Source organism: Streptomyces sp. NPDC053432, assembly GCF_055585365.1.
This window is the reverse complement of record NZ_JBVJKF010000022.1, coordinates 1-25537: the sequence shown is the minus strand read 5'-3', so window position 1 is coordinate 25537 and position 25537 is coordinate 1. Positions and strand designations below refer to the sequence as shown.

At 74.2% G+C, this 25537-nt stretch carries 23 protein-coding genes; 10 read left to right on the top strand and 13 right to left on the bottom strand.

Features of this window, described 5'->3' with window-relative positions:
* Positions 1-7: 7 nt before the first annotated feature.
* The gene (locus ACZ6Y1_RS29385) at positions 8-217 is read right to left on the bottom strand and encodes a hypothetical protein (protein ID WP_469636450.1); all 210 of its coding nucleotides are present in this window, start codon (positions 215-217) and stop codon (positions 8-10) included.
* Between the two features lie 228 nt (positions 218-445).
* Between ACZ6Y1_RS29385 and ACZ6Y1_RS29380 the strand changes: the two genes are divergently transcribed.
* Positions 446-1729 (top strand): hypothetical protein, encoded by a 1284-nt coding sequence (locus tag ACZ6Y1_RS29380; protein ID WP_469636447.1) that lies wholly within the window; start codon positions 446-448, stop codon positions 1727-1729.
* Between the two features lie 133 nt (positions 1730-1862).
* Here the strand turns inward: ACZ6Y1_RS29380 and ACZ6Y1_RS29375 are convergent, their stop codons facing one another.
* Positions 1863-2309 (bottom strand): hypothetical protein, encoded by a 447-nt coding sequence (locus ACZ6Y1_RS29375; protein WP_469636444.1) that lies wholly within the window; start codon positions 2307-2309, stop codon positions 1863-1865.
* Positions 2310-2610: 301 nt separating this feature from the next.
* Positions 2611-3114 (bottom strand): MarR family winged helix-turn-helix transcriptional regulator, encoded by a 504-nt coding sequence (locus ACZ6Y1_RS29370; protein ID WP_469636442.1) that lies wholly within the window; start codon positions 3112-3114, stop codon positions 2611-2613.
* 182 nt (positions 3115-3296) lie between these two features.
* On the opposite strand from ACZ6Y1_RS29370, the gene ACZ6Y1_RS29365 reads away from it, so the two are divergent.
* On the top strand, positions 3297-4367 hold the full coding sequence (locus ACZ6Y1_RS29365) for an alkene reductase (protein WP_469636439.1): 1071 nt from the start codon (positions 3297-3299) through the stop codon (positions 4365-4367).
* Between the two features lie 65 nt (positions 4368-4432).
* Here the strand turns inward: ACZ6Y1_RS29365 and ACZ6Y1_RS29360 are convergent, their stop codons facing one another.
* The 3 genes from ACZ6Y1_RS29360 to ACZ6Y1_RS29350 all read right to left on the bottom strand — a co-directional run bounded on the left by ACZ6Y1_RS29360 (position 4433) and on the right by ACZ6Y1_RS29350 (position 8088).
* Positions 4433-5983 carry a PTS transporter subunit EIIC gene (locus tag ACZ6Y1_RS29360; protein ID WP_469636436.1) on the bottom strand — a complete coding sequence of 517 codons (1551 nt, stop codon included), beginning with the start codon at positions 5981-5983 and terminating at the stop codon, positions 4433-4435.
* Positions 5984-6125: 142 nt separating this feature from the next.
* Positions 6126-7058, bottom strand: a complete 933-nt coding sequence (gene murQ, locus ACZ6Y1_RS29355; RefSeq protein WP_469636433.1) for an N-acetylmuramic acid 6-phosphate etherase — start codon at positions 7056-7058, stop codon at positions 6126-6128.
* Positions 7059-7074: 16 nt separating this feature from the next.
* Positions 7075-8088 carry a MurR/RpiR family transcriptional regulator gene (locus tag ACZ6Y1_RS29350; RefSeq protein ID WP_469636430.1) on the bottom strand — a complete coding sequence of 338 codons (1014 nt, stop codon included), beginning with the start codon at positions 8086-8088 and terminating at the stop codon, positions 7075-7077.
* A 101-nt stretch (positions 8089-8189) separates the two neighbouring features.
* Between ACZ6Y1_RS29350 and ACZ6Y1_RS29345 the strand changes: the two genes are divergently transcribed.
* Positions 8190-8567 carry a hypothetical protein gene (locus tag ACZ6Y1_RS29345; protein ID WP_403876883.1) on the top strand — a complete coding sequence of 126 codons (378 nt, stop codon included), beginning with the start codon at positions 8190-8192 and terminating at the stop codon, positions 8565-8567.
* A 7-nt stretch (positions 8568-8574) separates the two neighbouring features.
* Positions 8575-8928: a DUF4031 domain-containing protein gene (locus ACZ6Y1_RS29340; RefSeq protein ID WP_469636426.1), complete on the top strand. Its 354-nt coding sequence runs from the start codon at positions 8575-8577 to the stop codon at positions 8926-8928.
* 77 nt (positions 8929-9005) lie between these two features.
* Here the strand turns inward: ACZ6Y1_RS29340 and ACZ6Y1_RS29335 are convergent, their stop codons facing one another.
* Entirely contained in the window at positions 9006-10235 is a 1230-nt protein-coding gene (locus ACZ6Y1_RS29335; protein WP_469636792.1) for a Cmx/CmrA family chloramphenicol efflux MFS transporter, read from the bottom strand.
* 66 nt (positions 10236-10301) lie between these two features.
* Entirely contained in the window at positions 10302-10973 is a 672-nt protein-coding gene (locus tag ACZ6Y1_RS29330) for an HD domain-containing protein (RefSeq protein ID WP_469636423.1), read from the bottom strand.
* Between the two features lie 117 nt (positions 10974-11090).
* Here ACZ6Y1_RS29330 and ACZ6Y1_RS29325 point away from each other — a divergent pair, with 117 nt between their 5' ends.
* On the top strand, positions 11091-11783 hold the full coding sequence (locus ACZ6Y1_RS29325; protein ID WP_469636420.1) for a copper homeostasis protein CutC: 693 nt from the start codon (positions 11091-11093) through the stop codon (positions 11781-11783).
* Between the two features lie 211 nt (positions 11784-11994).
* On the opposite strand, the gene ACZ6Y1_RS29320 is transcribed toward ACZ6Y1_RS29325, so the two are convergent.
* Positions 11995-14094, bottom strand: a complete 2100-nt coding sequence (locus tag ACZ6Y1_RS29320) for a HelD family protein (RefSeq protein ID WP_469636417.1) — start codon at positions 14092-14094, stop codon at positions 11995-11997.
* Positions 14095-14406: 312 nt separating this feature from the next.
* Between ACZ6Y1_RS29320 and ACZ6Y1_RS29315 the strand changes: the two genes are divergently transcribed.
* Positions 14407-14595: a hypothetical protein gene (locus ACZ6Y1_RS29315; protein ID WP_469636414.1), complete on the top strand. Its 189-nt coding sequence runs from the start codon at positions 14407-14409 to the stop codon at positions 14593-14595.
* A gap of 172 nt (positions 14596-14767) precedes the next feature.
* Here the strand turns inward: ACZ6Y1_RS29315 and ACZ6Y1_RS29310 are convergent, their stop codons facing one another.
* Positions 14768-16411, bottom strand: a complete 1644-nt coding sequence (locus ACZ6Y1_RS29310; protein ID WP_469636411.1) for a DNA repair helicase XPB — start codon at positions 16409-16411, stop codon at positions 14768-14770.
* Between the two features lie 138 nt (positions 16412-16549).
* Here ACZ6Y1_RS29310 and ACZ6Y1_RS29305 point away from each other — a divergent pair, with 138 nt between their 5' ends.
* The 3 genes from ACZ6Y1_RS29305 (at position 16550) to ACZ6Y1_RS29295 (ending at position 18815) form a co-directional block, all read left to right on the top strand.
* Positions 16550-17113: a GNAT family N-acetyltransferase gene (locus ACZ6Y1_RS29305; RefSeq protein ID WP_469636408.1), complete on the top strand. Its 564-nt coding sequence runs from the start codon at positions 16550-16552 to the stop codon at positions 17111-17113.
* A 116-nt stretch (positions 17114-17229) separates the two neighbouring features.
* Positions 17230-18261 carry a poly-gamma-glutamate hydrolase family protein gene (locus ACZ6Y1_RS29300; protein ID WP_469636403.1) on the top strand — a complete coding sequence of 344 codons (1032 nt, stop codon included), beginning with the start codon at positions 17230-17232 and terminating at the stop codon, positions 18259-18261.
* Between the two features lie 41 nt (positions 18262-18302).
* Positions 18303-18815 (top strand): N-acetyltransferase, encoded by a 513-nt coding sequence (locus ACZ6Y1_RS29295; RefSeq protein WP_469636400.1) that lies wholly within the window; start codon positions 18303-18305, stop codon positions 18813-18815.
* Positions 18816-18883: 68 nt separating this feature from the next.
* Here ACZ6Y1_RS29295 and ACZ6Y1_RS29290 read toward each other — a convergent pair whose 3' ends face one another.
* The 3 genes from ACZ6Y1_RS29290 to ACZ6Y1_RS29280 form a co-directional block, all read right to left on the bottom strand.
* Positions 18884-20191 carry an LPXTG cell wall anchor domain-containing protein gene (locus tag ACZ6Y1_RS29290; protein WP_469636397.1) on the bottom strand — a complete coding sequence of 436 codons (1308 nt, stop codon included), beginning with the start codon at positions 20189-20191 and terminating at the stop codon, positions 18884-18886.
* A 356-nt stretch (positions 20192-20547) separates the two neighbouring features.
* Positions 20548-21138, bottom strand: coding sequence for a DUF4291 domain-containing protein (locus ACZ6Y1_RS29285; protein WP_469636394.1), 591 nt, complete (start codon positions 21136-21138; stop codon positions 20548-20550).
* A gap of 399 nt (positions 21139-21537) precedes the next feature.
* Entirely contained in the window at positions 21538-24120 is a 2583-nt protein-coding gene (locus tag ACZ6Y1_RS29280) for a helicase-associated domain-containing protein (RefSeq protein ID WP_469636391.1), read from the bottom strand.
* A gap of 133 nt (positions 24121-24253) precedes the next feature.
* Between ACZ6Y1_RS29280 and ACZ6Y1_RS29275 the strand changes: the two genes are divergently transcribed.
* Positions 24254-25360: a hypothetical protein gene (locus ACZ6Y1_RS29275; RefSeq protein ID WP_469636388.1), complete on the top strand. Its 1107-nt coding sequence runs from the start codon at positions 24254-24256 to the stop codon at positions 25358-25360.
* Positions 25361-25537 lie beyond the last annotated feature (177 nt).

Genomic DNA, 25537 nt, shown 5'->3' with positions numbered 1-25537 from the left:
GCGACGTTCACTTCGTGGTGATCGGTTCGCCGTCGTGCGCGCCGCCGATACAGGTCCACAGGGCGGTGGCGGAGTCGTACTCCACCTTCCCCTTGCCTTCCGCCGTCTGCTTCACGCACTCCGGTCCGGTGACGGTGTGTGCGGCGTGTGCGGCGGGGGCGGCACCCAGAACGGCCAGCACGAGGGCGGCGGCGAAGCCGAGGATTCGTCTGCGCATGGGGGCTCCTCTCAGCACCAGCTTGGCCCCGCGCCGCGCGTGACGCACCTCGGCGCTCCAGAGGCGCCTCCAGCGCTCAAGGGGCAGGCTGGTGTCATGTCCAATGCGCCCGTGGTATCCGTGGGGGCGCCTGACGACCTGGGCCTGCGGAAGGTCGAAATCGACGGACGGACCGTGGGCAGGGCCTGGTCTCCCTGGGAACTGCAGAGATTTCTGGACCGTGCCGGTGTGGAACGCGGGCACGAGATCCACTGGCTCGGCGGCGACAGCACCGTCTGGCCGGACCGGGGGGGTTGGCGGCGACGGACGATCGGCACTCTGGTGTGCCTCGGTCTCCTCGCCACCGCGTACCCGCTCTTCCGGATCGGGATATCGGACAGCGGAGACGCGCTGACCTACGGCGGCCGTGTCGCGGGGTTCACCGTTCTCGTCGCCTCCGTGGTGGAGGTGCTCGCGGCCATCGCCTGCGTCGACTACTGGGGGAAGCGGCGATGGCGTTACTCGGGTGTGGTCGTCCTGGCCGGGGTCCTGATCGCCCTGCTCTGCGGCATCGTCCTGCTCCTACTGCAGATCGGCGAGCGTTTCACCGGCTACACCCTGCTGGGGATCGCGCTGACCCTCGGCGCCTCGCTGGCCCTGGTCGAACTCGTCAAGGCCCGGGCGTGGAAGGGCCTGCACAACCCCAGGAGGATCGCGATCGGGGCGGTCGTCTCGACCCTGCTGGCCGGCGCCAATCTGGCGTACTCACAGATCTACCTGCCCTACGTGAAGGTCCCGTTGGTGGAGAGCGGATCGGAGTTCAGGGAAGCGAATCTGAAGGGGCGAGGGGGGCCGATGTACGTGACGGTCCGTCTGTCGGTGAAGAACGCCGGCGAGGTGCCCGTCTACGTCCTCGACAGCAAGTACTGGATCCACGGGGTGCCCGCGAGCAGCCGCTCCGATCACAAGCGCGTCAAGGACGATCTGATCTACGACGGCGCGTTCGTCACGCCGGTGGGCCGCGTGCTGAATCCGGGGGAGGAGATCGCGCAGGACGCGGTCGTCGAGGTCGACGCGCCCGAGAGCAGGAAGTACGAGGCGATCAGGGCCCAGACCGAGGTGTACGTGATCAGGAAGGACAGGATGAAGGTGCCCCCTGACTACGAGCGTTCCGTGGTCAAGGGCAAGGCCCTCGAGAAGGCGGCCAGGGAGGAGCACGTGAAGGTTCCTCCGGACACGAACTACATGTACCGGTCCAACGTGTCGAACAGCAGCGAGATCCTGAACGTCACCCGGGGCCCGCAGCGCGTCACGGTGTTCGGGGTGGCCGGCGGCGAGCGGCCGCACGTCGTCGTGGACGTGTCACCGCCGCACGCGCGGATCGATTTCGACCCCAACCTCCCCCTGGCGAACGAAAAGGCCATCGAGCGGTACGGCCTCTCGGTGGTGCGCGGCTCCACGACGGAGATGCCGTACCAGGAGCTGATGGAGAAGGCCCGGGCCGTCCAGAGGACGGCCGAGCCGCCCAGGTGAGGCTGGCCGGACTCCGACGACCGCGTTCAGCGCCGCGGGGCGAGCGGCATCACGTCGCGGAGGTCAGTGCCGGGGCCCAGGGGCCACCACTGCCACGAGTCCCGGGCGGGAGCCGGCCCGCACCGCCCCGCCTTCAGGGCGCCGTGCCGTACGCCCGTACGGGCCCGCCCGGATGGCCTGCGGGCGGCGGCGGTCCGTGTGCGGCGGCGCGGAAGCGCATGCGGAGGTACTGGGCGTACGGCGAGGACGAGTCGAAGAGCTGGCGGCCCATGTGCTCGGGGACGGCCGGGCCCCAGAGCCAGGCCTCGTCGCAGCCGTAGCAGAACGCCGCCTCGAAGAGCGGGCCGGCGCTGTCCGGGTGCGGGTACGCGCGGATTCCCCAGCCCGGGGCGAACGCGCAGAGGTTGGGAGTGCCCGTGGGCAGCTTCCCGATCACGGCCAGGGCGGCGACGGCCTCGGGGCCGTCCCAGTGGGCCACGGCGTCACCGGCCATGGGCTCGCCGAGGCGCTCCGGGCCGGCGGTGACGCGTACGACCTCCAGCCGGGTGGCGGTGGCCGCCGCGGGTGCGGGGAGCTTCATGCGGGGTCCGTGCGGAGGCGGCTGCCGCGCCGCCTCGGAGCCCGTGCTCGCTCCTGCGGAGCCGGCGGCCGACCGGTCCGGGCCGCGCCGGGGCCCTGCGGGGTTGGTCCCCTGCCCGCCCTTCCACCGTTCCCCGGGGCTCCGCCCCGGACCCCGCGCCTCAAACGCCGGCGGGGCTGGATGTTCCCGGGGCCTGCGCCCCGGACCCCGCGCCTCAAACGCCGGCGGGGCTGGATGTTCCCGGGGCCTGCGCCCCGGACCCCGCGCCTCAAACGCCGGCGGGGCTGGATGTTCCCCCGGATCATGCGGGAGATGCGTCCGTGGCGTGGCCGGGCGTGGTGGCCTCGGTGAGGCAGGACTCCAGTTTGGCCAGGGTGTCGAGGGCCTCGGACTGCTCGTCGTCGGTCAGGTGGTCGGTGACGGCGCTTTCCAGTTCGGCCCAGACCTTTTCGACCTCCTGGCGCAGGGCGAGGCTGGCGGTGGTGGGCTCGATGATCGTGGCGCGCCTGTCGGTCTCGCTGGGGCTGCGGCAGACGAAGCCGGCGTGTTCGAGGCGCCTGATGGTGCGCGTCATGGTGGCGGCGTCCGAGCCGAGGAGGCGTACGAGGTCGGTCTGGCGCTGCGGGCCGCGGTCCCAGAGCTGCATCATGACCAGCTCCTGGCCGGGGTGGAGTCCGACGCGGCGCAGGAGCTGCTGGGCGAGCAGGCGGTGCAGGCGGGCCACGCGGAAGATCGCGTGGGACATGGCGCCCACCTCGACGCAGGGCGGCCGGCTGCTGGGCGTGGTGCCCTCGGGCTCGCTCATGGGTCCCTCGCTGCCGGGTGCACTTGCTCGAACAGAGGCCAGTTTATCGCCCGGGGCGGGAGTGGAGCCGCGCCGGTTGTGGCGTAGGTCACGGGCGCGAGGGAATGGGGCGGGGGATTTACTTGTTCGGACAGCTAACTCCGCCACGAGCGGCGGCATCTGCGAAGACAAGGAACGCGATCATGTCGACGGCATTCGACTCGTACGACCTCGCCGGGAAGCGCCTGGCCAACCGGATCGTCATGGCCCCGATGACCCGCAGCCGCGCCGACGCGGCCGACGCGACGGCCACGGACCTCATGGCGGCCTACTACGCCCAGCGCGCGAGCGCCGGCCTGATCATCAGCGAGGGCATCCAGCCCTCGGTGGTCGGCCAGGGCTACACCAACACCCCGGGCCTGCACTCCGCGGAGCAGGTCGAGTCCTGGCGCCCGGTGACCGACGCCGTGCACCGCGAGGGCGGCGTGATCTTCGCGCAGCTGATGCACACCGGCCGGATCGGGCACCCCAGCCTGTTGCCGGACGGGCTGCTGCCCGTCGCCCCGTCCGCGGTGGCGGCGAAGGGGCAGGTCTTCACCCACCAGGGCATGCTGGACCTGCCCACGCCCGTGGAGCTGACCGAGGCCGAGATCGCCCGGACCGTCGAGGACTACGCCGCCGCGGCCCGCAACGCGGTGGCCGCCGGGTTCGACGGGGTGGAGCTGCACGGGGCGAACGGCTACCTGATCCACCAGTTCCTCGCCCCCGGCTCCAACCGTCGCACCGACGCCTGGGGCGGCTCGGTCGCGGGCCGGATCCGCTTCGCCGTCGAGGTGGCGACCGCGGTGGCCGAGGCCATCGGCGGGAGCCGGGTGGGCTTCCGCATCTCGCCGGGGAACACGTACAACGACATCACCGAGGACGACCTGGACGAGACCTACGGGGCGCTGGTGGCCCGGCTCGCCCCGCTGGGCCTGGCCTACCTGCACCAGCTCGAAGCCGAGGGGCAGCGCGAGATGGTCCTGCGGCTGCGCAAGGAGTGGCCCGGCACCTTCGTCCTCAACCCGTTCACCGGCGCCGACGTGACGGGCCCGGGGGAGCTGGCGCTGGTCGAGGACGGCACGGCGGACCTGATCGCCTACGGCGCGATGTTCCTGGCCAACCCCGACCTCCCCGCCCGTCTCGCGGCCGGCGGCCCGTTCAACACCCCCGACGCCGCCTCCTTCTTCGGCGGCGACCACCGCGGGTACACGGACTATCCGGCCCTCGGCTGAGTGCGGTCCCCCGCCTTCCGGGCCGTTTGGCTGTTCGGACAGCCAATCGGGCCGGGCGGCGGCGGCTACGCCGGGACCGGTTGCTTTGCCGACTCGGGAGCGGTGGCCGGAGCGGTCGGCTCCGGGTCGGTGTTCAGGTCGGCCAGCATCTGCTTGGTGAAGCCGAAGAAGAACGTGGCGGCGAAGCCCACCAGGTAGCCGACCAGCAGGCCGCCCGCGTAGACGGCGACCGTGACGCCCATGCCGGACCCGCCGTCCAGGAGGGGGAACAGGGCCCAGCCCGACGGGCCGATGGCGGTGGAGCCGAAGGCCAGGCCGAGCTGGTTGAACAGGCCCACGAAGGCTCCGCCCGCCGCGCCGCCGACGCAGGCGGTGACGAAGGGGCGGCCGAGCGGCAGGGAGACGCCGTAGATCAGGGGCTCGCCGACACCGAGGAGACCGGCCGGGAGCGCGGACTTGATGGTGGCGCGGAGCGAACCGTTGCGCGGGAGCCGGCAGTAGACGGCGATGGCCGCCCCGACCTGGCCCGCGCCCGCCATGGCGAGGATGGGCAGCAGGACGGTGTAGCCGGACTGCTCGATGAGGGTGGTGTGGATGGGGATCAGGGCCTGGTGCAGGCCCAGCATCACCAGCGGCAGGAAGAGCCCGCCGAGGACCAGGCCCGCGAAGGCGCCGCCGGTGGCGAGCAGCCAGTTGGCGAACGAGCCGATGGCGGCGGAGGCCTCGCCAGCGAGGAACATCAGGCCGAAGAGGGTGACCAGGCCCGAGACCAGCACCGTGAGGGTGGGGGTGACCAGGACGTCCAGGGTCTCCGGCACCCAGCGCCGGCACCACTTCTCGACCTGGACCGCGAGCAGGGCGGCCGCCAGCGCGCCGAGCACGCCGCCCTGGCCCGGCTTGAGTTCCTGCCCGAAGGCGGTGATCTTCGCTACGCCGGGGAAGACGATGACGGCGGCGACCGCACCGCCCAGGACCGCCGTGCCGCCGAACTCCTTGGCCGTGTTGTAGCCGACGAACACCGCGATCAGCGACATGAAGCCGGACGCGATCGCGGCGAGGGCGGGGACCAGGGCCGGGAGCCAGCCGAGGTTGGTGAGGAGCCCGTTCAGACCCGCGATCACACCGCAGCCGATGAGGGCCGGGATCAGCGGGACGAAGATGTTCGCGACGCGGCGCAGGAACAGCTTGAACGGGGTCGCGTTGCGGGTCTTCCGGGCCTCCTTGAGGGCGGCGCCCCGGGCCCGGAGCCCTTCCGCGGTCACGGGGGCCCGGTGCGGGGCCGCCGCCGCGCGGCCCTCCTCCACCAGGGCCTCGAACTCCGGGGTCACCCGGGCGACGGCGCCCGGGCCGAGCACGATCTGGTACGTGTCGTCCTCGACCACGCCCATCACCGCGGGCAGCGCCTTCAGCGCCTCGTCGTCGACGAGCGAGCGGTCGCGCAGGGCGATGCGCAGGCGGGTCATGCAGTGCGCGATCGAGGTGACGTTCTCCGGGCCGCCGACCAGGGGGAGGATCGCGGCGGCCGTGGCGCGGTTCTTGTCGGTGGGCGGCGGGGTCGCCCCGGTGGGGCTGGTGCCGCTGGCGGGCCCGGTGGGCCCGGCGGGTTCAGTAGGCATCGTGGGGGTCGCCTTGCTGTCGGGATGGTCGGGATGGGTCGGGGCGGGTCGGGGCGGGTCGGGGCGGGTCGGGGCACCGGGGGCGCCGGCCGGCGCCGGCCGGTGTCGGCCGGCGTGGGTCGTCGTAGGCCGGTCGCGTCGGTCAGCTGGTGGGGCGGGCGGCGGCCAGGGCGGCGCGGAGGTGGCCCCGGGAGGCGGCGAGGAGTTCGGCGGCCGCGTCACCGTCGACCCCGCCGAGGATGACGAGGACGGCGTTCTTCACCTCGCCGCCGGTGGCGGTCAGCGCGGCCTCGATCTCCTCGTCGGGCGCGCCGGTGGCCAGGGACACGATGCGGCGGGCGCGGGCGCGCAGCTTCTCGTTCGACGAGCGCATGTCGACCATGAGGTTCCCGTAGGTCTTGCCCAGCCGGATCATGGTGATCGTCGAGATGAGGTTGAGCACGAGCTTCTGCGCGGTACCGGCCTTCAGACGGGTGGAGCCGGTGAGCAGCTCCGGCCCGACGACCACCTCGATGCCGTGCTCGGCGGCGGCCGCGAGCGCGGAGCCGGCGTTGCAGGAGAGCCCGACGGTGAGCGCACCGCGCGTACGGGCGGCCTCGACGGCGCCGACCGCGTACGGGGTGCGGCCGGAGGCGGAGATGCCGACGACGGTGTCGTCCGGGCCGATGTCGAGCGCGGCGAGGTCCGACGCGGCCAACTCGGCCGAGTCCTCGGCGCCTTCGACGGCCTTCACCATCGCGGAGGGGCCGCCCGCGATCAGGCCGACGACCTCGGACGGGTCGGTGTTGAAGGTGGGCGGGCACTCGCTGGCGTCCAGCACGCCCATCCGGCCGGCGGTGCCGGCGCCCGCGTAGACGAGCCGGCCGCCGCGTGCCATGCGTACGGCGATCGCGTCGATGGCGGCGGCGATCTGCGGCAGCCGCGCGGCGACGGCGGCGGGGACGGTGGCGTCCTCGGCGTTCATCGTGCGGGCGATGTCGAGGGTGGACAGCCGGTCGATGTCGGCGAGTTCGGGGCGGAAGGCCTCGGTGGTGAGGCCGGCGAGCTGGGCGCGGAGTTCGGCGTACGCGGTCATGGGGGTTCCAGGTGGGCTAGCGGCTGCCGGAGTGCCGGTGGGCGAGGGCCTCGTAGGAGGCCGCGAGCGCGGGCGCGGCCCGCTCGTACGTCTGCTGCGCGACGGCGACGAACAGGCAGTCGACGACGAGGAGCTGACTGGTACGGCTGGACATGGCGGCCGGGCGCAGCGCGGTCTCGCGGGCGGCGGAGGTGGCGAGGACGTGGTCGGCGTAGTGGGTGACGGGCGCGCCCGGGCGGCCCGTGAGGGCGATCGTGGTGGCGCCGTGCTCGAAGGCGGTTCGCAGCGGTTCGATGACGTCTCCGGTGGAACCGGAGTGGGTGATGGCTACGGCCACGTCGCCGGGGCGCAGCTGGACGGCGTTGGTGACGGCGAGGTGGGGGTCGCTGTGGGCGTGCGCGATGAGGCCGATGCGCTGCAGCTTCTGGACGAGGTCCTGGCCGACGAGCGCGGAGGCGCCGATGCCGTAGACGTCGATGCGGCGGGCGGCCGCGAGGGCCGCGACGGCGGCGGCGAGCTGGGTGAGGTCGAGGCCGGCGGCGGTGTCGGCGAGGGTCTGCGCCTCCTCGTGCGCGAGCTTGGCGACGACGTCGGAGAGGGGGTCGTCGACGGCTATGCCGACGGTGAGGGCGGGGGCCGCGCCGGACTCCTGCCGCGCGGCCAGCGCGGCGAGGGCGAGGCGCAGGTCGCGGTAGCCGGGGTAGCCGAGGAGGCGGGCGGTGCGGACGACGGTGGCCTCGCTGGTCCCGGTGCGCTCGGCGAGCGCGGTGACGGTGAGCGCGGCGCACCCGGCGGGATCGGAGGCGACGGCTTCGGCGACGGCCCGCACGGACCGTGTCATGGAGGGCCCGAGACTCCGCACGCGGGCCCGGAGGGCGGTGGCGGGCGGGACCGGTGGGGCGGGCGGGTCCGGTGGGGCGGACGGGTCCGGTGCGGCGCCGTAGCCGGGGCGCTGCCCCGGACCCCGCGCCTCAAACGCCGGCGGGGCTGGATCGGTGCCGGTGAAAGTTTTCTTCGGCTTCCTGCTCACGCGTGAAATCTATTTTCGGCCCGGGGTGGGGGCAAGGCGCCATACGGCCCCTCCTGAAGAGGAGCTTCGCCACATGGCCCCGCCGGGTTGACAATGAGCCCATGGACCACGCGACCCCACTGGAACAGGCGCTGCACGTCGCCCGCGCACTGGTGCTCGCCGATCTCGCCGCCGGTGAGGTCGCCGATGCCGATGTCGTCTCCCTCGTCGAGGACTCGGTCACGCACCGCCGGTGGTGGGTGGAGCAGTGGCCGGAGGGGGTCGACTACCTCGCCGGGCTCGTCGCCCAGGACGTACAGGACGCACTGCTGGAGAAGTACGGCCGCTGGCCGCTGTGCCCGGTCTGTACGCACGGCGACCCGCACGCCCTGGACGTGGAACCGGAGCTGGGACCCGACCCGCACTGGGTGTGTTCGGAGGCGGGGGTGAGGGTGGCGTCCGTCGGCGCCCTCGGGCCGGTCTTCCACCCGGGCCGGTGAGCCGCCGGTGACGGTGTACATCGACCCGCCGACCTGGCCGGGGCACGGCCGCATGTGGTCGCACCTGGTCAGCGACGTCTCGTACGAGGAACTGCACGCCTTCGCCGCGTCCATCGGCTGCCCGCCCCGCGCCTTCGAGCGGGACCACTACGACGTGCCCTCGCACCGCTACGCCGACGCGGTGGCGGCGGGCGCCGTGGAGATCGGCAGCAAGGAGCTGGTCCGCCGCATCACCCAGGCCGGCCTGCGCCGCCCGAAGGGGCGGCCGGCGCCGGTGCCGGGGCCGACGGCTCAGCAACGCCGCTCGGCCGGGCCTCCGGCGGGAGCGACCACACGCGCTCCGGAGTCACGGTCCTCGTGACGGTGTTGCCGATGGGGGAGCGGCCGTCGGGGACCCGTCCGACGCGCGTCCCCGAGCGGTCCCGCCTCTCGTAGGGGTCAGGCGCCGGCGGGCTCCGCGGCCGGCTCCCCGGCGCGGCTCGCGGCCGGGCTCGCGGAGGCCACGACGCGGGTCGGGGTGGGCGTACGGCGGTGCAGGCGGAGGGCGGTCAGGGTGAGGGCGATCGCCGTGACGGTCATCGCCGCGCCCGCCCAGGCGGTGGCGGCGAAGCCGAGGCCCGCGTCGATGACGGTGCCGCCGAGCCAGGGGCCGCCGGTGTTGCCCAGGTTGAAGGCGGCCGTGGTGGTGGCGCCGGCCAGGGTGGGGGCGGCGCCGGCGACGTTGAACATGCGGGCGTTGAGCGCGGGGGCGGTGAAGAAGGCCGAGACGCCGAGGAGGAAGGACAGCGCGATCGCCGCGGCCGCCGTGGAGGCGAGCAGGGCGAGGGCGGTGAGGAAGACGGTGGAGGCGGTGACGCCCCAGATCATCACGCCGAAGAGGTGCGCGTCCGCGACCCGGCCGCCGATGGTGGTGCCGACGAGGGCGCCGATCCCGAAGAGGCCGAGGATCCACGGGACCCACCCGGCGTCGAGCCCGGCCACCCGGGTGAGCAGCGGTGACAGGTAGCTGAAGGCGCAGAAGACGCCGCCCGCGGCGAGGGACGTGATGCCGACGGCCAGCCAGACCTGGCGGTCGCGGTAGATGCGCAGCTCGCGGCGGGGCGTGGGGCGCTCGGTGGGCAGCGGGATGCGCGGGATCAGCGCGAGGATGCCGGCCAGGGCGATCGCGGATGCCGCGCCCACCGACCAGAACGCCGAGCGCCAGCCCAGGTGCTCGCCGAGGAAGGCGCCCGCCGGGACGCCGAGGACGTTCGCGATGGACAGGCCGCCGATCATGACGGCCATCGCGCGGGCCCGCTGGTCCTTGTCGACCATGGCGATGGCGACGGCCGCGCCGACGGCCCAGAACCCCGCGCAGGCGAGGGCCGAGACGACGCGGGAGGCGAAGAGGAGTTCGTACGAGGGGGCCAGCGCGCCCGCCACCTGTCCGAGGCCGAAGAGGCTGATGAGGGCGATGAGGGTGGTGCGGCGCGGCAGGCGCAGGGTGGCCACGGCCAGCAGGGGCGCACCGATGACCATGCCGATGGCGAAGGCCGATATGAGCAGGCCCGCCCGGGGGATCGTGACGCCCATGTCCTCGGCGATGGGCGGCAGCAGGCCGGAGAGCATGAACTCGCTGGTACCGAGTGCGAAGACGGAGAGTCCGAGGACGTAGACGGCCACGGGCATGCGGGAGGGGGCTGTGGGGCTCTGGGCATCGGCGGGCATGACTGACACCAACCGGTGTGAACGCGATCAAATTCCCTGGTGCCGCGAAAGATCCGCGAGCTCGGCGGTGAGGTTGGCGCGGGCCGGGGCCTCCCAGTGCGCGGCGCCGTACGGGGTGCGGAAGAGCCGGGGCAGGTCGAGCAGCTGGCGCAGGACGGCGGCGCGGCCGGTGCGGAAGGCCTCGTCGGGGACGAAGCCGTACTCCTCGCGGACGGCGGCCACGTACGCGGCGTACGCCTCGGGGGTGCCCGCGAGCACGCCGAGGTCGGCGTCGCACAGGACCTCGCCGTTGGTGTCGCCGGGGGCGGGGTCGTGGGTGACGGTGAGCCGGACCAGCCGGGCCACCTCGGCGGTGCGGGCGGCGTCCACGCCGAGCTCGGGCAGGGCGCGTTCGGCCATGGCGGCGCTGCGCTCCTCGTTCTCGGAGCGGTCGGGCCGGTAGACGGCGTCGTGGAACCAGGCGCCGAGCCGGACGGCGGCGGGGTCGGCGGCGTGCGGGGCCAGTACGTCGATCCGCGCGAGTACGTCGGCCAGGTGCGCGGTGGTGTGGTAGCGGCGCTGGGGCTCCGCCCAGGCGGCGAGGAGCCGGTCGGCGTAGGGGGTGGGGTCGAGCCGGGGGGAGGCGCCGGCGGCGGCGACGGTCGCCTGCCAGTGCGCGCGGAGGGCGGGGGTGTCGTCGTGCGGGGTGCCTGTGTCCATGCGCACATTGTGCGGGTGGCGTGATTGTGCTGGTGGAGCGCGGGCGGAGACCCGTACCCTGATATTGGACTAGACCTATTTTCCATAGCGGACACTCGGACAGAAGGACGGCATCGAATGAGCAACCGTGCGCTCCTGGAGGTGATCGCCCTCGACGTGGAGGACGCGGTCGCGGCCCAGGCCGGTGGGGCGGACCGACTGGAGCTGGTCACCGACATGGCCGCCGACGGTCTCACCCCGTCGCGCGAGACCTTCGCGGCGATCAGGGCGGCGGTCGACATCCCGCTGCGCGTGATGCTCCGCAAGGCGGACGGGTTCGCCGCGGGCGACGTCTCCGTGGTGGTGGAGGCGGCACGGGAGCTGCGGGCGGAAGGGGCGCGGGAGTTCGTCCTCGGTTTCCTGAACCCGGACGGCAGCCCGGACCTGGCCGCGGTCGAGGCGGTGGTGGCGGAGCTGGAGGGCTGCCGGTGGACGTTCCACCGGGCGATCGACCGCGCGGCGGACCGGGACGGGCTGCGCAAGGCGCTGGCGGACCTCCCCGGCCTGGACACGTACCTGACGGCCGGATCCCCGGCCGGGGTCGAGGAGGGCCTGCCGGTGCTGCTCGCGGAGGCGGGGGCGGCGCGGCGGGGGGAGCCGGGGTACGCGGCGCGGATCCTGGTCGGCGGCGGCCTGACCCTGTCGCACCTGCCTTCGCTTCGGGACGCGGGCATCGACGCCTTCCACATCGGCGGGGCGGCGCGGCCCGAGGGGTGGGGGCGGCCCGTCTCGGCGGCGGCGGTGGCGGAGTGGCGAGCCGCCCTGTCCTGACGGCCTGGCCCCGGGGGCGCTGCCCCGCGGGGCCGCCGGGACGTCGGGCGCGGCGCCGCGCCGGGGGCTTCCGCCCCCGCACCCCCGCGCCTCAATCGCCGGCGGGGCTGGATGTGGCTCCGCCGGGACGTCGGGCGCGGCGCCGCGCCGGGGGCTTCCGCCCCCGCACCCCCGCGCCTCAATCGCCGGCGGGGCTGGGATTGCCGGCGGGTCAGGCCAGGGCCGTCGGCAAGGGGGCCGAGTGGAGGAGGGCGAGGCCCGAGACGGCTCGGGTGAGGCAGACGTACAGGCGGCGCAGCCCGGTGCGTTCGTCCGGCTCGCCGTCCACGATCGCCGCCGGCTCGTCCAGGACCACGTAGTCGTACTCCAGACCCTTCGCGAGCGAGGCGGGGACCAGCGTCAGGCGGGACTCGGCCGTCGTCTCCTCGCCGGGCGAGAGGTACGGGAGGCCCGCCGCCCGCAGGGCCTCCGCCAGGGCCGGGACCCGGGCGTCCGCCGCGATCAGCCCGATCGAGCCCTCGTGCGCGAGGGACGCGCGGCAGGCGGCGAGGACCGCCGGAGTCAGGTCCGCCGGGTCCGCTGTCTCCGTGACGACCAGGGAGCCCGGGGTCTCGCGGACCGACATGACCGGCGCCAGCCCCGGCGAGATCGACGGCAGCAGCCGCGACGCGTACGCGATCACCTCGCGCGGCACGCGGAAGCCCGCCGTCAGCTCCTCGACCGCCGCCGCCGGCTTGCCCAGGTGCGCGAGGGCCTCGTCCCAGCTGCGCGTGGCCCACGGGGTGGTGCCCTGCGCGAGGTCGCCCAGGACCGTCGCCGAGCCCGTCGTGCAGCGCCGTCCCACCGCCCGGTACTGCATGGGGGAGAGGTCCTGGGCCTCGTCGACCACGACGTGGCCCAGGGAGTGGGTGCGCTCGACCAGGTCCGCCGCCTCGTCGATCAGGACCAGGTCCGCCGCCGACCACTTCGCCGACTTCACGCTGCGGAAGGGCTTGGCCCACAGGAGCAGCTTCTGCTCGTCCGCGCTGAGCACGTCCGCCGCGTGCTCCGCCAGGAAATCGGGGTCGGAGAGCAGGCGCAGCACCAGCTTCGCCGGGTCGACCGGCGGCCAGATCTCCTTCACGGCGGCCTTCACCGCCGCGTTGCGGGCCACCGCGTCCTGTACGCGGTCGTCCGGCGCCTCGCCCGCCTGCTCCATCCGCACCAGCACCGCGTGCGCGATCCGCTGCGGGAGCGCCTCGCGGGCCGCCCCGTAGCGGATGTCGCGGTTCTGGAGCTCCTCGACCATCTCGGCCAGCTCGTACGAGGGCACGCGCCATCGGCGCGAACCGCGCACCACCATCAGGGCCTCGGTGGGCGCCGTCACGTGCGATGCGAGGGCGCGGCGCAGCACCTCCGCCATCCGGGCGTCGCCCTTGACCACGGCCGTTTCGGCGGCGTCCGTACCGCGTACCTCCAGGCCGTCGCGGGCCACCAGGTCGTCGACGGTGGCCTGCTTGACCTCCAGCTCGCCGAGCGCCGGCAGGACCTGCTCGATGTAGTGCAGGAAGGAACGGTTCGGCCCGATGACGAGGGTGCCGGTGCGGGCGAGCCGGTCGCGGTGCGCGTAGAGCAGGTACGCGACCCGGTGCAGGCCGACGGCCGTCTTCCCGGTGCCGGGGCCGCCCTGCACGCAGACCGAACCGGAGAGGCCGGACCGGACGATCTCGTCCTGCTCGGGCTGGATCGTGGCCACGATGTCCCGCATGGGGCCGACGCGCGGGCGCTCGATCTCCTGCTGGAGCAGCTTGCTGACGGAGGCCGACTCGGCCGGGTCGGAGAGGTGCTCGTCCTCGTACGCCGTGAGCTCGCCGCCGGTGTAGCCGAAGCGCCGGCGCAGGCCGATGTCCTGCGGGTCCTGCTTGGAGGCCCGGTAGAACGGCTGGGAGACCGGCGCGCGCCAGTCGATGACCATCGGGTCGCCGCCGGCGTCGTGGACGTGGCGTCGGCCGATGTAGAACTGCTCGCCCTCCGCGCCTTCGGCGAGCTCGGCGCCGGGCGCGTGCAGGTAGTCCAGGCGGCCGAAGAAGAGGGGCGTGTGGGAGAGGTCGGCGAGGGCCTTGATGCGGTCGTCGATCTGGGCCTGGAGCACGATGGCGTTGACCCAGTTCGCGGTGACGTCGCGGATGTCCAGGGCCTCCACGTCCTCGCGCATGGCACGGAGCGCGGCGCGGGACGCGGCGAGGTGGGCACGTTCGCGGCCCAGGGGATCGGCGCCGGGGGTGGCCCCGGGTGCGGCGTCGGGGGTGGTGTCGGGGGCGTGCGCGGGCACGGGACTGCCTCCAGCTGCTGGTGCGGAACAGTTGGCCCGCCGGTTACCGTCCGGCGGGCGGCTCTCCCCGGTGGGGCGGTGGGAGGCGGCAAGAGCGGAGATTGTAGTCACCGGGGCGGGCGGGCGCGAACGGGTTTCGGGGGTCCGGGGTCCCGGGGGTACGGGACCTCCGTCCGGGTGAGGGAGGCGGCGGCATCACCCTTTGGGGAGACCCACTAGGGGCCGGCATGCGCCCGGAGGAGGATCCCCGGAGCCCTGGGGTTCCGCCCGCAGGGCGATGTGCGGGGGTGGCCGGAAGCGCACCATGGATACATGAGCACCGCAACCTTCACCCCGATCCAGGGCGGCCGCCCGAGCGGCGCCACCGCCACCTCTTCCGGCTCGCATCCCCGGCACCTCGTCGGCAATGCGCTGCGGGCGGCCAAGGTCTTCGCGGCGGCGGCCGTGAGTGTGGTGGTCCTCGGTGAGTACGCCGAGGACGCGGGCGTCCACCGCCGGTGACCTCCCGGTCCGGGGTGCCGTCCGTTCGTCGGCGCGGCGCCGCCGGTGACCTCCCGGTCCGGGGTGCCGTCCGTTCGCCGGCGCACCGCCGCTGCCGGGGCTCCGCCCCGGACCCCGCGCCTCAAACGCCGGCGGGGCTGGATGTGCACGGCGGGGCTGGGTGGCCCGGCGGTCAGTCGCTGGTCAGTAGTTCGTCCGCGTCCATGATCCGGTACGCGTAGCCCTGTTCGGCCAGGAAGCGCTGGCGGTGGGCCGCGAAGTCCTGGTCGATCGTGTCGCGGGCGACGACCGAGTAGAACCGCGCCTCGTGGCCGTCCGACTTCGGGCGCAGCACGCGCCCCAGGCGCTGGGCCTCCTCCTGGCGGGAGCCGAACGTGCCCGACACCTGGATGGCGACCGTCGCCTCCGGCAGGTCGATGGAGAAGTTCGCGACCTTCGACACCACCAGCACGCTGATCTCGCCCTCGCGGAAGGCGTTGAACAGCTTCTCGCGCTGCGCGTTCGACGTCTCGCCCTTGATGACGGGCGCGTCCAGGTGCTCGCCGAGCTCGTCGAGCTGGTCGATGTACTGGCCGATCACCAGCGTCTGCTCGCCCTTGTGCTTGCGCACCAGCGCCTCGGTGACCTTCCGCTTCGTCGCCGTCGTCGCGCAGAAGCGGTACTTCTCCTCCGTCTCGGCGGTCGCGTACGCGAGCCGCTCCGACTCGGTGAGGTTCACGCGGACCTCGACGCAGTCCGCCGGGGCGATGTAGCCCTGCGCCTCGATCTCCTTCCACGGCGCGTCGAAACGCTTCGGCCCGATGAGCGAGAACACGTCGGACTCCCGGCCGTCCTCGCGGACCAGCGTGGCCGTCAGGCCGAGCCGGCGGCGGGCCTGGAGGTCGGCGGTGAACTTGAAGACCGGGGCGGGCAGCAGGTGCACCTCGTCGTAGACGATCAGGCCCCAGTCCCGGGAGTCGAAGAGCTCCAGGTGCGGGTAGACGCCCTTCCGCTTCGTGGTGAGGACCTGGTACGTCGCGATGGTGACGGGGCGGATCTCCTTGCGGGTGCCGGAGTACTCGCCGATCTCGTCCTCCGTCAGCGAGGTCCGCTTCACCAGCTCGTGCTTCCACTGGCGGGCCGAGACGGTGTTCGTCACCAGGATCAGCGTCGTCGCCTTCGCCATGGCCATGGCGCCCGCGCCGACCAGCGTCTTGCCGGCGCCGCAGGGCAGTACGACCACTCCGGAACCGCCGTGCCAGAAGCCCTCGACGGCCTGCTGCTGGTAGGGCCGCAGCGCCCAGCCGTCCTCGGCCAGGTCGATCGGGTGCGCTTCGCCGTCCACGTACCCGGCGAGGTCCTCGGCCGGCCAGCCCAGCTTGAGGAGGGTCTGCTTGATCTGGCCGCGCTCGGAGGGGTGCACGGCGACGGTGTCGGGGTCGATGCGGGCGCCGACCAGCGGGGTGATCCGCTTCGAACGCAGGATCTCCTCCAGCACCGGCCGGTCCGTGCTGGTCAGGACCAGGCCGTGCACGGGGTGCTTGGAGAGGGTGAGGCGGCCGTAGCGGGCCATGGTCTCGGCCACGTCGACGAGCAGCGCGTGCGGGACGGGGTAGCGGGAGTACTCCACGAGCGCGTCGACGACCTGCTCGGCGTCGTGCCCGGCGGCCCGGGCGTTCCACAGGCCGAGGGGGGTGATCCGGTAGGTGTGGATGTGCTCGGGAGCCCGCTCCAGCTCGGCGAAGGGAGCGATGGCGCGGCGCGCGGCTCCGGCGAGTTCGTGGTCGACCTCCAGGAGGAGGGTCTTGTCGCTCTGGACGATGAGAGGCCCGTTCACGCACGTACCTTTCCGACGCGGGGCGGTCACCCGGGTGCGGGCGGCCAAACCTCCAGTCTGCCCTATCGGGGAGGAGTGGGCGGCCGGGGCGTGTTGGCTTGCCCGGGCCGAAACCGGATCATGGTCGAGGGAGGTCTGATGGTGACGAGCGGGCAGACGCCGCCGACGGCGTACGAGCGGACGGCGGACGGCTTCCGCGTCGAGCGGGCCGGTGCCGACGGCGATGGCGGCGGCGGTGGCGACGGCACGCTCCGGGACTGGCGCCACGTCCACAACCTGGTCGTTCCCACGGCTCCGCTTTCCCCGGAGGAGGTGCGGGAGCGCGCCGGGCGCAACCGCCTGGAGGTGGCGTACCTCGCTGACGTGCTGGTGGGCTGCATGACGGTGCGCCCGCCGGACGGTGAGGATCCGGTGGTCGTGATCGCGCGGGTGCTGCCCGGGTACCGGGGGCGCGGCCTGGGCTCGGCGCTGTACGAGCACGGGATCGCGCAGGCCCGGCAGTTCGGGGCCGGCACGGTGCGGACCGTGGTGCTGGAGAGCAACCCGGAGGGGCTGCGGTTCGCGCTCGCGCGGGGGTTCACCGAGGTCGGGCGTTACGTGCTGCCCGGGGACACCGTGGCGTTCATCGACCTCGACCTCGACCTCGACCTGGATCTGGAGCTCGCGGCGACTCCTGGTTCGGGCCCGGCCCCCGCAGGGTGATGATCCGGGCCTCGGACATCGTCGCGCCCGACGGGCGGGTCCTGGTCGCGGCAGCGGATGTTAGCTTTCGGCGACCGTAGGAAGACAGGAAAAGACCAGTACATGAGGGGGGTCTCGTGGCTGAGCACGAGATGCGGGGCGGGCAGGGCCAGCAGGGGCAGGGGCAGGGGCAGGGGCAGGGGGAGCAGGGGGAGCGGCAGCAGGGTGCGGGGGCCAGTCGCCGGGCCCTGCTGACCGGGCTGGTGGCCGCGGCGGCGGGGGCGCCGGTGCTGAGCGCGCTCGGCACCGGGACGGCGTACGCCGGTTCGGCGGACGACACGTTCACCTCGAACACCAAGCTGTACGAGTTCTTCCAGAACTCCCCCGCCCAGGACGGGGAGGGCATCGACTTCGCCCGCCGCTACCGGCGGCACGGCTTCCTCGACTCCGATCCCGGCACGGTCGAGCCCGGCAACCTGACGACGATCCTCGCGATCCACGGCGGCGGCATCGAGGTCGGAACGAGTGAGCTGTGCCTGGGCATCGCCGGGTACGACCCCAAGGACGTCACCCGCCAGAAGCTGATGTTCGAGGACGATCCGGTCGTCTACGACTACTGGATGTTCGAGGGCCTCCGGACCGCCTCGACCGACCCCAGCGCGCCCGCGAACAGGGAACTGCACGTCACCTCCGTCAACTGCGACGACCCGGTGGCGCGCTCCCTCGTCGCCGGGAGCTTCAACACCGTGAGCGTGCACGGCTGCACGTGGCAGGACGCCAACCCGAAGCGGACGGACGACCCCAAGCCGGGCGAGGACCTGAAGGGGGTGGTCCTCGGCGGGCGCAACGCCACCCTGCGCGGGGCCATCGGAACCAACCTCAAGAAGGCGGGATTCCAGATCTTCGCCGGCGGCGACCAGGTCAACGGTGACGAGCCGGCGAACATCTGCAACCGCACCCTGACCGGTGAGGGCGTGCAGCTGGAGCTCACCAGGGAACTGCGCGACTGGCTGTACGACAGGCCGGGCGGCGCGGTGAACCGTCAGAACTCCCGCAACGGCCACTTCATGGACTTCGCCCGCGCCTGCCGGGAGGCCATCGCCTGGTACGAGGGCGTGCAGCGCTCGCTCCACCCGGGCCTGCGTTCCCAGGCTCCCGTCGGCGGATAAAGCCGCGCGCTCGGGCGGGGGGCGTGCGTAGGGTCCACCGCATGAGTGATCAGCCGAGTGATCAGCCGAACGATCAGTGCGAGGGAGCCGCCGGCGCACCGCCGCCGCCCTTCGTCCCCGGTGGGTTCGAGGTGCCGCGTGCGTTCGACGGTGACGGCTTCCGGCTGGAGCCGCTCGGGCCGCAGCACAACGAGCGGGACCTCGCCGCATGGAGCGGGAGCATCGCGCACGTCCGCGCCACGCCCGGATTCGTGGGGCGGACGTGGCCGCCCGTGGAGGGGATGTCCGCCGAGGCGAACCTGGCGGATCTGGTGCGTCACGCCCAGGACTTCGCCGAGCGCCGCGGGTTCACGTACAGCGTGCTGGACGGTGAGGACGTCATCGGATGCCTCTACATCTACCCGGGGAAGGACGCGCCCGAGCGGGTGAACGTCAGTTCCTGGGTACGGGCCGACCGGGCTCCGCTCGACGCGGTCCTGTACTCGGCCGTCACGCGCTGGCTCGCCGAGGTGTGGCCGTTCGAGCGGGAACGGATCGACTACGCGGCCCGGTGATGCGCGCCGCGGAACGCCGCAGGGGCCCGGCACGTGTGTGCCGGGCCCCTGCGGTCTGTCGGGGCGGGTCAGCCCTGGACGGCCTTGCGGCGGCGGGCGCCGAGCCAGGCGGCGGCCCCGCCGAGGGCGACGAGGGCGGCGGCCAGGCCGGCGTACAGCCCGGTGTTGGAGTCGGCGCCGGTGTGCGCGAGGGAGCCCGAGCTGCCGTTGCCCGTGGTGTTGGTGTTGCCGCCCGTGGCGTTGGTGGCGGACGCGGAGGCCGAGGCGGACGCGGACGTGGACGCGGAGGGCGAGGGGCTCGTCGACGGCTGCGTGGTGGCGGAGCCGCTCGGCGAGGGCGAAGGCGAGGTCGTGGTGGTGGCCGGGGCGATCTGGAACTTGGCCTGGGCCTCGGCGAAGGGGTAGGTGTTGCCCTCGGCCAGGCCGATCTGCGCGTTCAGGTTGACGGTGGTCTGCTTCTTCAGCTTCGAGTTCGGCCCGAGCTTGGCGCGCAGGTGCACCTTGTGCTCGCCGGAGGCCTTGCCGAAGCCCTTCGGGATGTCGGCCAGCCGGTAGCCGTCCTTCGCGGACAGGTCCTTCCACTGGCCGTCGGTCTGGACCTGGAGCCGGACGTCGGCCCCTTCGGGGGAGCTGCCGTCGGCGAGGTCCAGCTCCAGGTAGGTGCCCAGGGCCGTGCCGAACTCGCCGTCGCCCGTGGCGCGGTAGCGCAGGTCCATCTCACGGCACTGGTACTCGGGGGTCTTGTCCTGGCAGGGGTTGATCTGGTCGAACCAGGTCTCCAGGCTGCCCGGCTTGACGGTGGGGTCGGTCTTGAAGGTGAAGGTGCCGGCGTCGCCGTCCTGCGCCACCTCGTTCGCGTAGCTCGTGGGGTGGACCGTGAAGTCGCCGTCGTTGGTCGGGTAGCCCGTGCCGAGACCGATCGTGACCTTCCAGGTCAGCTTGCCGCCCGCCGGGATCTCGAAGGGCTCGCCCGCCTGCTTGCCGGCCGGGTGGAACATGCCCTGCCACTGGCCGTCCTGGTGCCCGATGAAGGACTGGGTCGCCGGCGCGGTCACGCCCTCGACCTTGAAGACGACGTCGGCCTGCTGGAGCGGGCTCGCACCGGCCGGCGTGCCGAGGATCCACGGGTGGAAGGAGTGCGGCTTGTCGGAGGGGTTGGCGACGGTCAGCTCGAAGGTCTCGGCGGCACCGCCGCGGGTCAGCGGGCCGCTCGGTGCCGGGGCGCCCATCGTGATCTTCAGCGCGTGCTGGTTGCCGGCCTCGGCCGGGGCGGCGTACGCCGACAGCGGGACGAGGACGGTACCGGCGACGGCGGCCACGACGGCGGTGGCGGCCGCGGAGCGGAGGTGGCGACGGGCGGCGGTGCGAGCGGACATGCGGAATCCCCCCAAGGAATCACGAAGGGCAGGCGAGCGGCGCGGAGCGGCGGCGGCCGGCGAGGGTGGAGAAGACGGTCGGTGGACACGGCAGTGGTGGAGTGCCGGGCCGGGTGGTGCGTGGTCATGCGAGGTGCTGCGGATGCGGCGGGTGCGGCGGGTGCTGCGGGGTGTCGCTCTCGGGCCGGTCCTGCATTCCCCTCGGCCGCTGCTGCGATGTACCGATCTTCACACATCGCAGATCACTGATCCACCGCGCGTCTGTCACCGCTGTGCAACAGCGGCCGGAACCCGCCATGTCCGCTCTGACCTGCGAAAACAAGCATGGTGGTTCCGCTTTTCCGGCGGCTGTCAGGCTACGCGCCGAGATGCTCCAGCGGGCCCGCCGGGTACGGGGTCTCCACGGGCAGCAGGGTCCGCGCGGCGGCCGTGTCCCCGGCCCGCACCAGGCCGTGGATCTCCCGGGCCAGCGGGGTGACGTCGCGGATGGAGACCGTCCACTCGTCGGCGTAGGCGCGGGAGAACGGCCCCGACAGGCCCAGCTGGAGCGAGCGGTGCGGGAGCGGGCTGAGGTGGAGGTCGCGCTCCGGGTCCCACTGGACGCGCGCCGAGGTCGTGCGCACCGACTCCTGCCAGGCTTCGCGGTCCGCGTGCACGGAGGGGACGTAGTGCGACAGGCAGGCCTCGCGCAGCGCCCGGTCGAAGCCGGCGCGGGTGATCTCGACGGCCAGGACCGTCTCCTGGTCGGCCTTCGTGGCCCAGCCGCAGCGGTACATCATCCACAGGAACGATGGCTTGATCCACGTCATGCGCTCCCGCTTCCAGGCGGGCGGGAACCGGCCGTCGCGGGCGGCGGGGCCGCCGAGGTGGGGGGCGTAGGCCTGGTAGACGGTGACGGTGGTGTCGGTGTGCGCGGCGCGGATCTGCCGGGCGGGCGTGGCGTGCATGCCGTTCAGAGTGCGGGGCGCCTGCGGCGGCCGCCAGCCGTTTTCCGCCGGCCGGGCCATTCCAGCCGCGCCGGCGTTTGAGGCGGGGGGTCCGGGGCGGAGCCCCGCAACGGCGCCGCGCCGGATGCCCGGGCCGGGCCGGGGCGCGCTGGGCCGGGCCATTCCAGCCGCGCCGGCGTTTGAGGCGCGGGGTCCGGGCGGCGCCCCGCAACGGCGCCGCGCCGGATGCCCGGGCCGGGCCGGGGCGCGCTGGGCCGGGTCACTGCAGCCGCGCCGGCGTTTGAGGCGGGGGGTCCGGGGCGGAGCCCCGCAACGGCGCCGCGCCGGATGCCCCGGGCCGGGCCGCGCTGGGCCGGGCCGCGCTGGGCCGGGCCGCGCCGTGGCGGCGGGCGGCGCGGGCTAGAGGTGTTCCTCCGCCAGTTCCGCCACGCCCGTGATCCGGTGCAGCGCGTACGTGCGTACCTCGTCCGCCGTGTGGTCGTAGCCCGTGACGAAACCGCCCTCCACGCGGACCGGGGCGATGACCCGCTGGCTCGCCGCGCCCTCCGCGTTCACGTAGCCGATCCACACCGCCGACCCGGTCAGGGCCGCCGCCTGGACCGTGGCCAGGGTCTCCGCCGCGCTCGTGCGCGGGAGTTCGCCGGGGACCACGGACGCCGCCGCCGACGCCGATGCCGACGCCGACGCCGGCTCCTTGCGGACCGCCGTCAGTGCCACGTCACCCGCGCGGATCGCCCGTACGGCCGCGCCGAGCAGCGTCTCGTCCGGGACCGGCGGGCCGTCCGGGACCGGCACGGGTGCCTGCCGGGCCGGGGTGCGGTGGACGTCCGCGCGGGCCACCAGGACGTCGCCGGTACGGGATTCCGCCGCCGGGGCGTAGCCCATCGCCCGCAGGCCGTCGAGCAGCGCGGTCGGTTCGGCCTGGGCCGCCAGCACGGTCGGGGCGAGGCGGCGCAGGCCCAGGCCCGCCGAGCGCTTGTCGGCCAGGATCTCGTTCAGCATGCCGTCGTCGTCGCAGCGCACGTACGAGGACGCGGCCCCCACGCGCAGGTGCCCGTGGCGCCGGGCCACATCGTCGATCAGGTACGCCAGCGGCTGCGGCACCGGGGTGATGCTGTGCTCGGCGAGGAAGGCGTGCAGGTCGGCGGCGGTCCGCCCGGCGTCCAGGGCACGGCGCACCGACCCGGCCGTGAACCGGTACACCGTCGCCCCGCCCTTGGACTCCACGTCCGCCAGCACCGCCAGGACCTCGGCGAGCGGGCGCCGCAGCGGGCCCGGGGCCACCGCCGTGAGGTCGGCCTGGAGGAGGACGTGGTCCACGGGCTCGGGGAGGAGCGGTGCCAGCAGGGGGGCGGGGTCCGCGTGCGCGAGCAGGGCGCGGCCCGGGCCGGAGAGCGCGCCGCGCCCGGTGACGCCGAGGACCTCCGCGTCGGCCAGCGCCCACCGGGCGAGGCGGGCGCGCAGCTCGCTCGTACCGCGTACGGGACGCTCCCACGCGAGCCGGGCGAGGATCGCATCCGGGTCCGCGGAGGCGCCTTCGGGCAGGTCGGCGAGGAGTTCGAGGACCCGTCTGCGCACCTCGGGGGCGCCGGAGCGGTCGAGTTCGGGGCCCAGCGCCGAGAGGGTGCGGCCCTTGGCGTCCTGCTCGCCGACCAGACCGGGCGTCCGGGTGGCCGGCAGCCAGGCCGCGGCGAGGGCCGACCACCGCTCCGCGGGCGGCAGTTCGCGCCAGTCGTCGAAGGCGGGCGTGGGCGCGTACCGCTCGTCGGCCTCGCCGTCACTGGCCAGCAGGCCCGCCGCGTAAGCGAGTTCGATCCAGAACGCGGCCTGCGGCTCGGCCACGTCGAGGGCCACCGCCGTCCGCTTCAGGTCCCGTACGGACAGTCCGCCGGCGCGCAGCACCGGCGGACCGGCGTGCTCCCAGGACTTCACCAGTTCCTCGACGGTGGACAGCGCGGCCAGCGCCTGCCCGGCCGCGTTCGCGTCCACAAGCTGTGGACGGTGCTCGCGGTGCACGGGCACCGCCGGGGCCACCGGCTCCACGGACCGGTGCGCGAGCCCGCCCCGCAGGTGCAGCGCCACCTCGCGGGGCAGCACCACCGTCCGCGCCGAGGCGGGCAGCAGCAGCCCCCGGTCGCGCAGCCAGCGCACCGGCGCCGTCGGATTCGGCGTCACCTCGCCGTACGGAGGACCCCAGACGAGCCGGCCCAGCACCTGGTGCGCCTCCGCCGGGGCCTCGTCCAGCAGCCGCGACATCCGCTCCCGGTCGGTGAACAGGGCGGTCAGCGCCGTCACCGCGGACACCGGGTCGTGGGTGGCGGGCAGCCCGGCGGCCGCCACGATCTCCTGGATCCGGGTCGGCGACATGCCGGCCGTGGCCTCGGAGACCGTGGGGCCCAGACCCGTCGGCGAGGGCCGCTGCGCGGACGGCGCGAGGAGCTCGCGGGCGGTGCGGACCAGCCGCAGCCGCTCGTCGTCGCCCCAGACCAGGGCCTGGTCGCGGAGGGTGGCGAGGGCGCGGGGGAGGGCGGAGCGGGCCGCCTCGTCCTCGCCGCCGTCACCGGTCAGCAGGCTCTCCAGCACCTCGTACGGGCACGGCTCGGGGGCCACCGCCAGGGCCTCGGCGGTCTGCAGTGCGAACCGGTCGAGGCGGTCGAGCGCCCGCACCACCGAGGCCCGCGTCCCGGCCCGGGTGGCCAGCTGCGTCACGTCGCCGGGTACGGGGCTGAGCAGGTCCGGGCGGGCATGGAGCAGCGCGGCGAGCGCAGCGTCGTCACGGGCCCGGAGCGCCTCGGCGAGGGAGCGGGGGGCGGCGGGGGCGGTGCTGCTTCCGGGGGTGGTGCTGCTTCCGGGGGTGCTGCCCGCGGGGCTTGCGCTGCCGGCGGTGTGGCTGTCGGTGGTGCGGCTGCTCGCGGGGCGGCCGCCGGGTGCCCCTGCTGCTCCCTCTGCTCCCTCTGCTCCCGCAGTGCTTGCCTCGGGCACGGTCGCCTCCTGGTCGCATCGGCCGGCACGCGTCGCCCGGCCCCCATCCGGTCAACGGTATCCGTTGCGCCGACGGCCGCTCCACGGGCGCACGCGCTACCTTTCGGGCAGCGGGATTGGGAGGAGCCGGGGCATGGGGATCGAAAGCGATCATCTGGTCTACGAATATCTGAGCCGCGTCGGGGACTTGGCGCAGCGGCGGCAGCTCGCCTCCGGAGACCGGATGAGGCTCGTGGCGGGGCTGCGGGACGAGATCGACAGTCGGCGCGCCAAGTACGACCCGGATACCCCGGCGGCCGTGCGCCGCATCCTGGAACGCATCGGCACCCCGGAGGAGGTCCTGGACAGGCTGGGGACGCGGTCGGGGGCCGGGTCCGGGTACGGGTCGGGGTCTGGTTCCGGGGCCGGGTCTGGTTCCCGTTCCGGTTCCGGTTCCGGTTCCGGTTCTTCCTCCGTCGTCCCCGCCGCGGTCCCGGAGCCGGCTCCCACGTCGGCGGTACCGGTCCAGCGGGGCCCGGGCCGGCTGCGCCGCAAGAGCGTGCCGCCACAGGGGCCGGCGGCCGAGCCCCAGAACGTACCGCCGCACCTGGCAGGCCTCGACGAACTCGGACCGTCCGACGGCGCCGAGCCCGACTGGTGGCGGGTGGCGCCGGGCGCGTACGGGCGCGGGCCGCAGGTGGAGGGGTTCGCGGGCGGCATCGAGATCCCGGACCTGTTCAAGGAGAGGGAGGGGGCGGGGGCGGAGGAGGACGAGGCCGCTGCCGACGCCGGGGTGAAGGGCCGGGCGGGCGGAGCGGGGGAGGACCGACCCCCGACCCTCGTACGCTTCCTCCGCGACCGGCGGCGCGCCAGGCGCGAGGCCGCGGCCGCTGAGCCGGCGGCGGAGGAGACCTCCGCCGCCGCCCGGCCGCGCCCGAACGCCTTCCTCCTGCTGGCCGCGGCCGTGCTGGTAGCCGGGGTGGTCAGCGGGTACTGGCTGCTGCTGGTCGTCGGCTGGCTCCTGCCGTACGCGTCGAGGGCCCTGGGCCCCACCGAACGGAAGTGGACCGTCTTCGGCCCGCCGGGCGTGGTGCTCACGGGAGCGGTGGTGTGGGTGTGGGGCCGCATGAACGGCCGCTGGGGCGAGGCCCTGCCGGAGGACCAGCTGAGCACCGCCCTGCAGGGCATGTGGCCCTGGCTCCTGAGAGGCGCGGGCATCGCTTCGGCGGCGTACCTGGTGTGGCGGGCCCGGAGGCGGTAGGGGGCCCCGGCGGGTCGGGGGTGGTCGGTGCCCCGGCCGGTCGGGAGCGAGGAAGGGTTGGGGATTTCCCGTCAGTCCCACTGTCCTTCCGCGTCGGGCCGCCCTGTCAAGGGCGCTCCCTGCGGTCGCGTCGCTGCGCGATCGCCTGCGGCGACCCTTGACAGGCCGTCCCGCCAC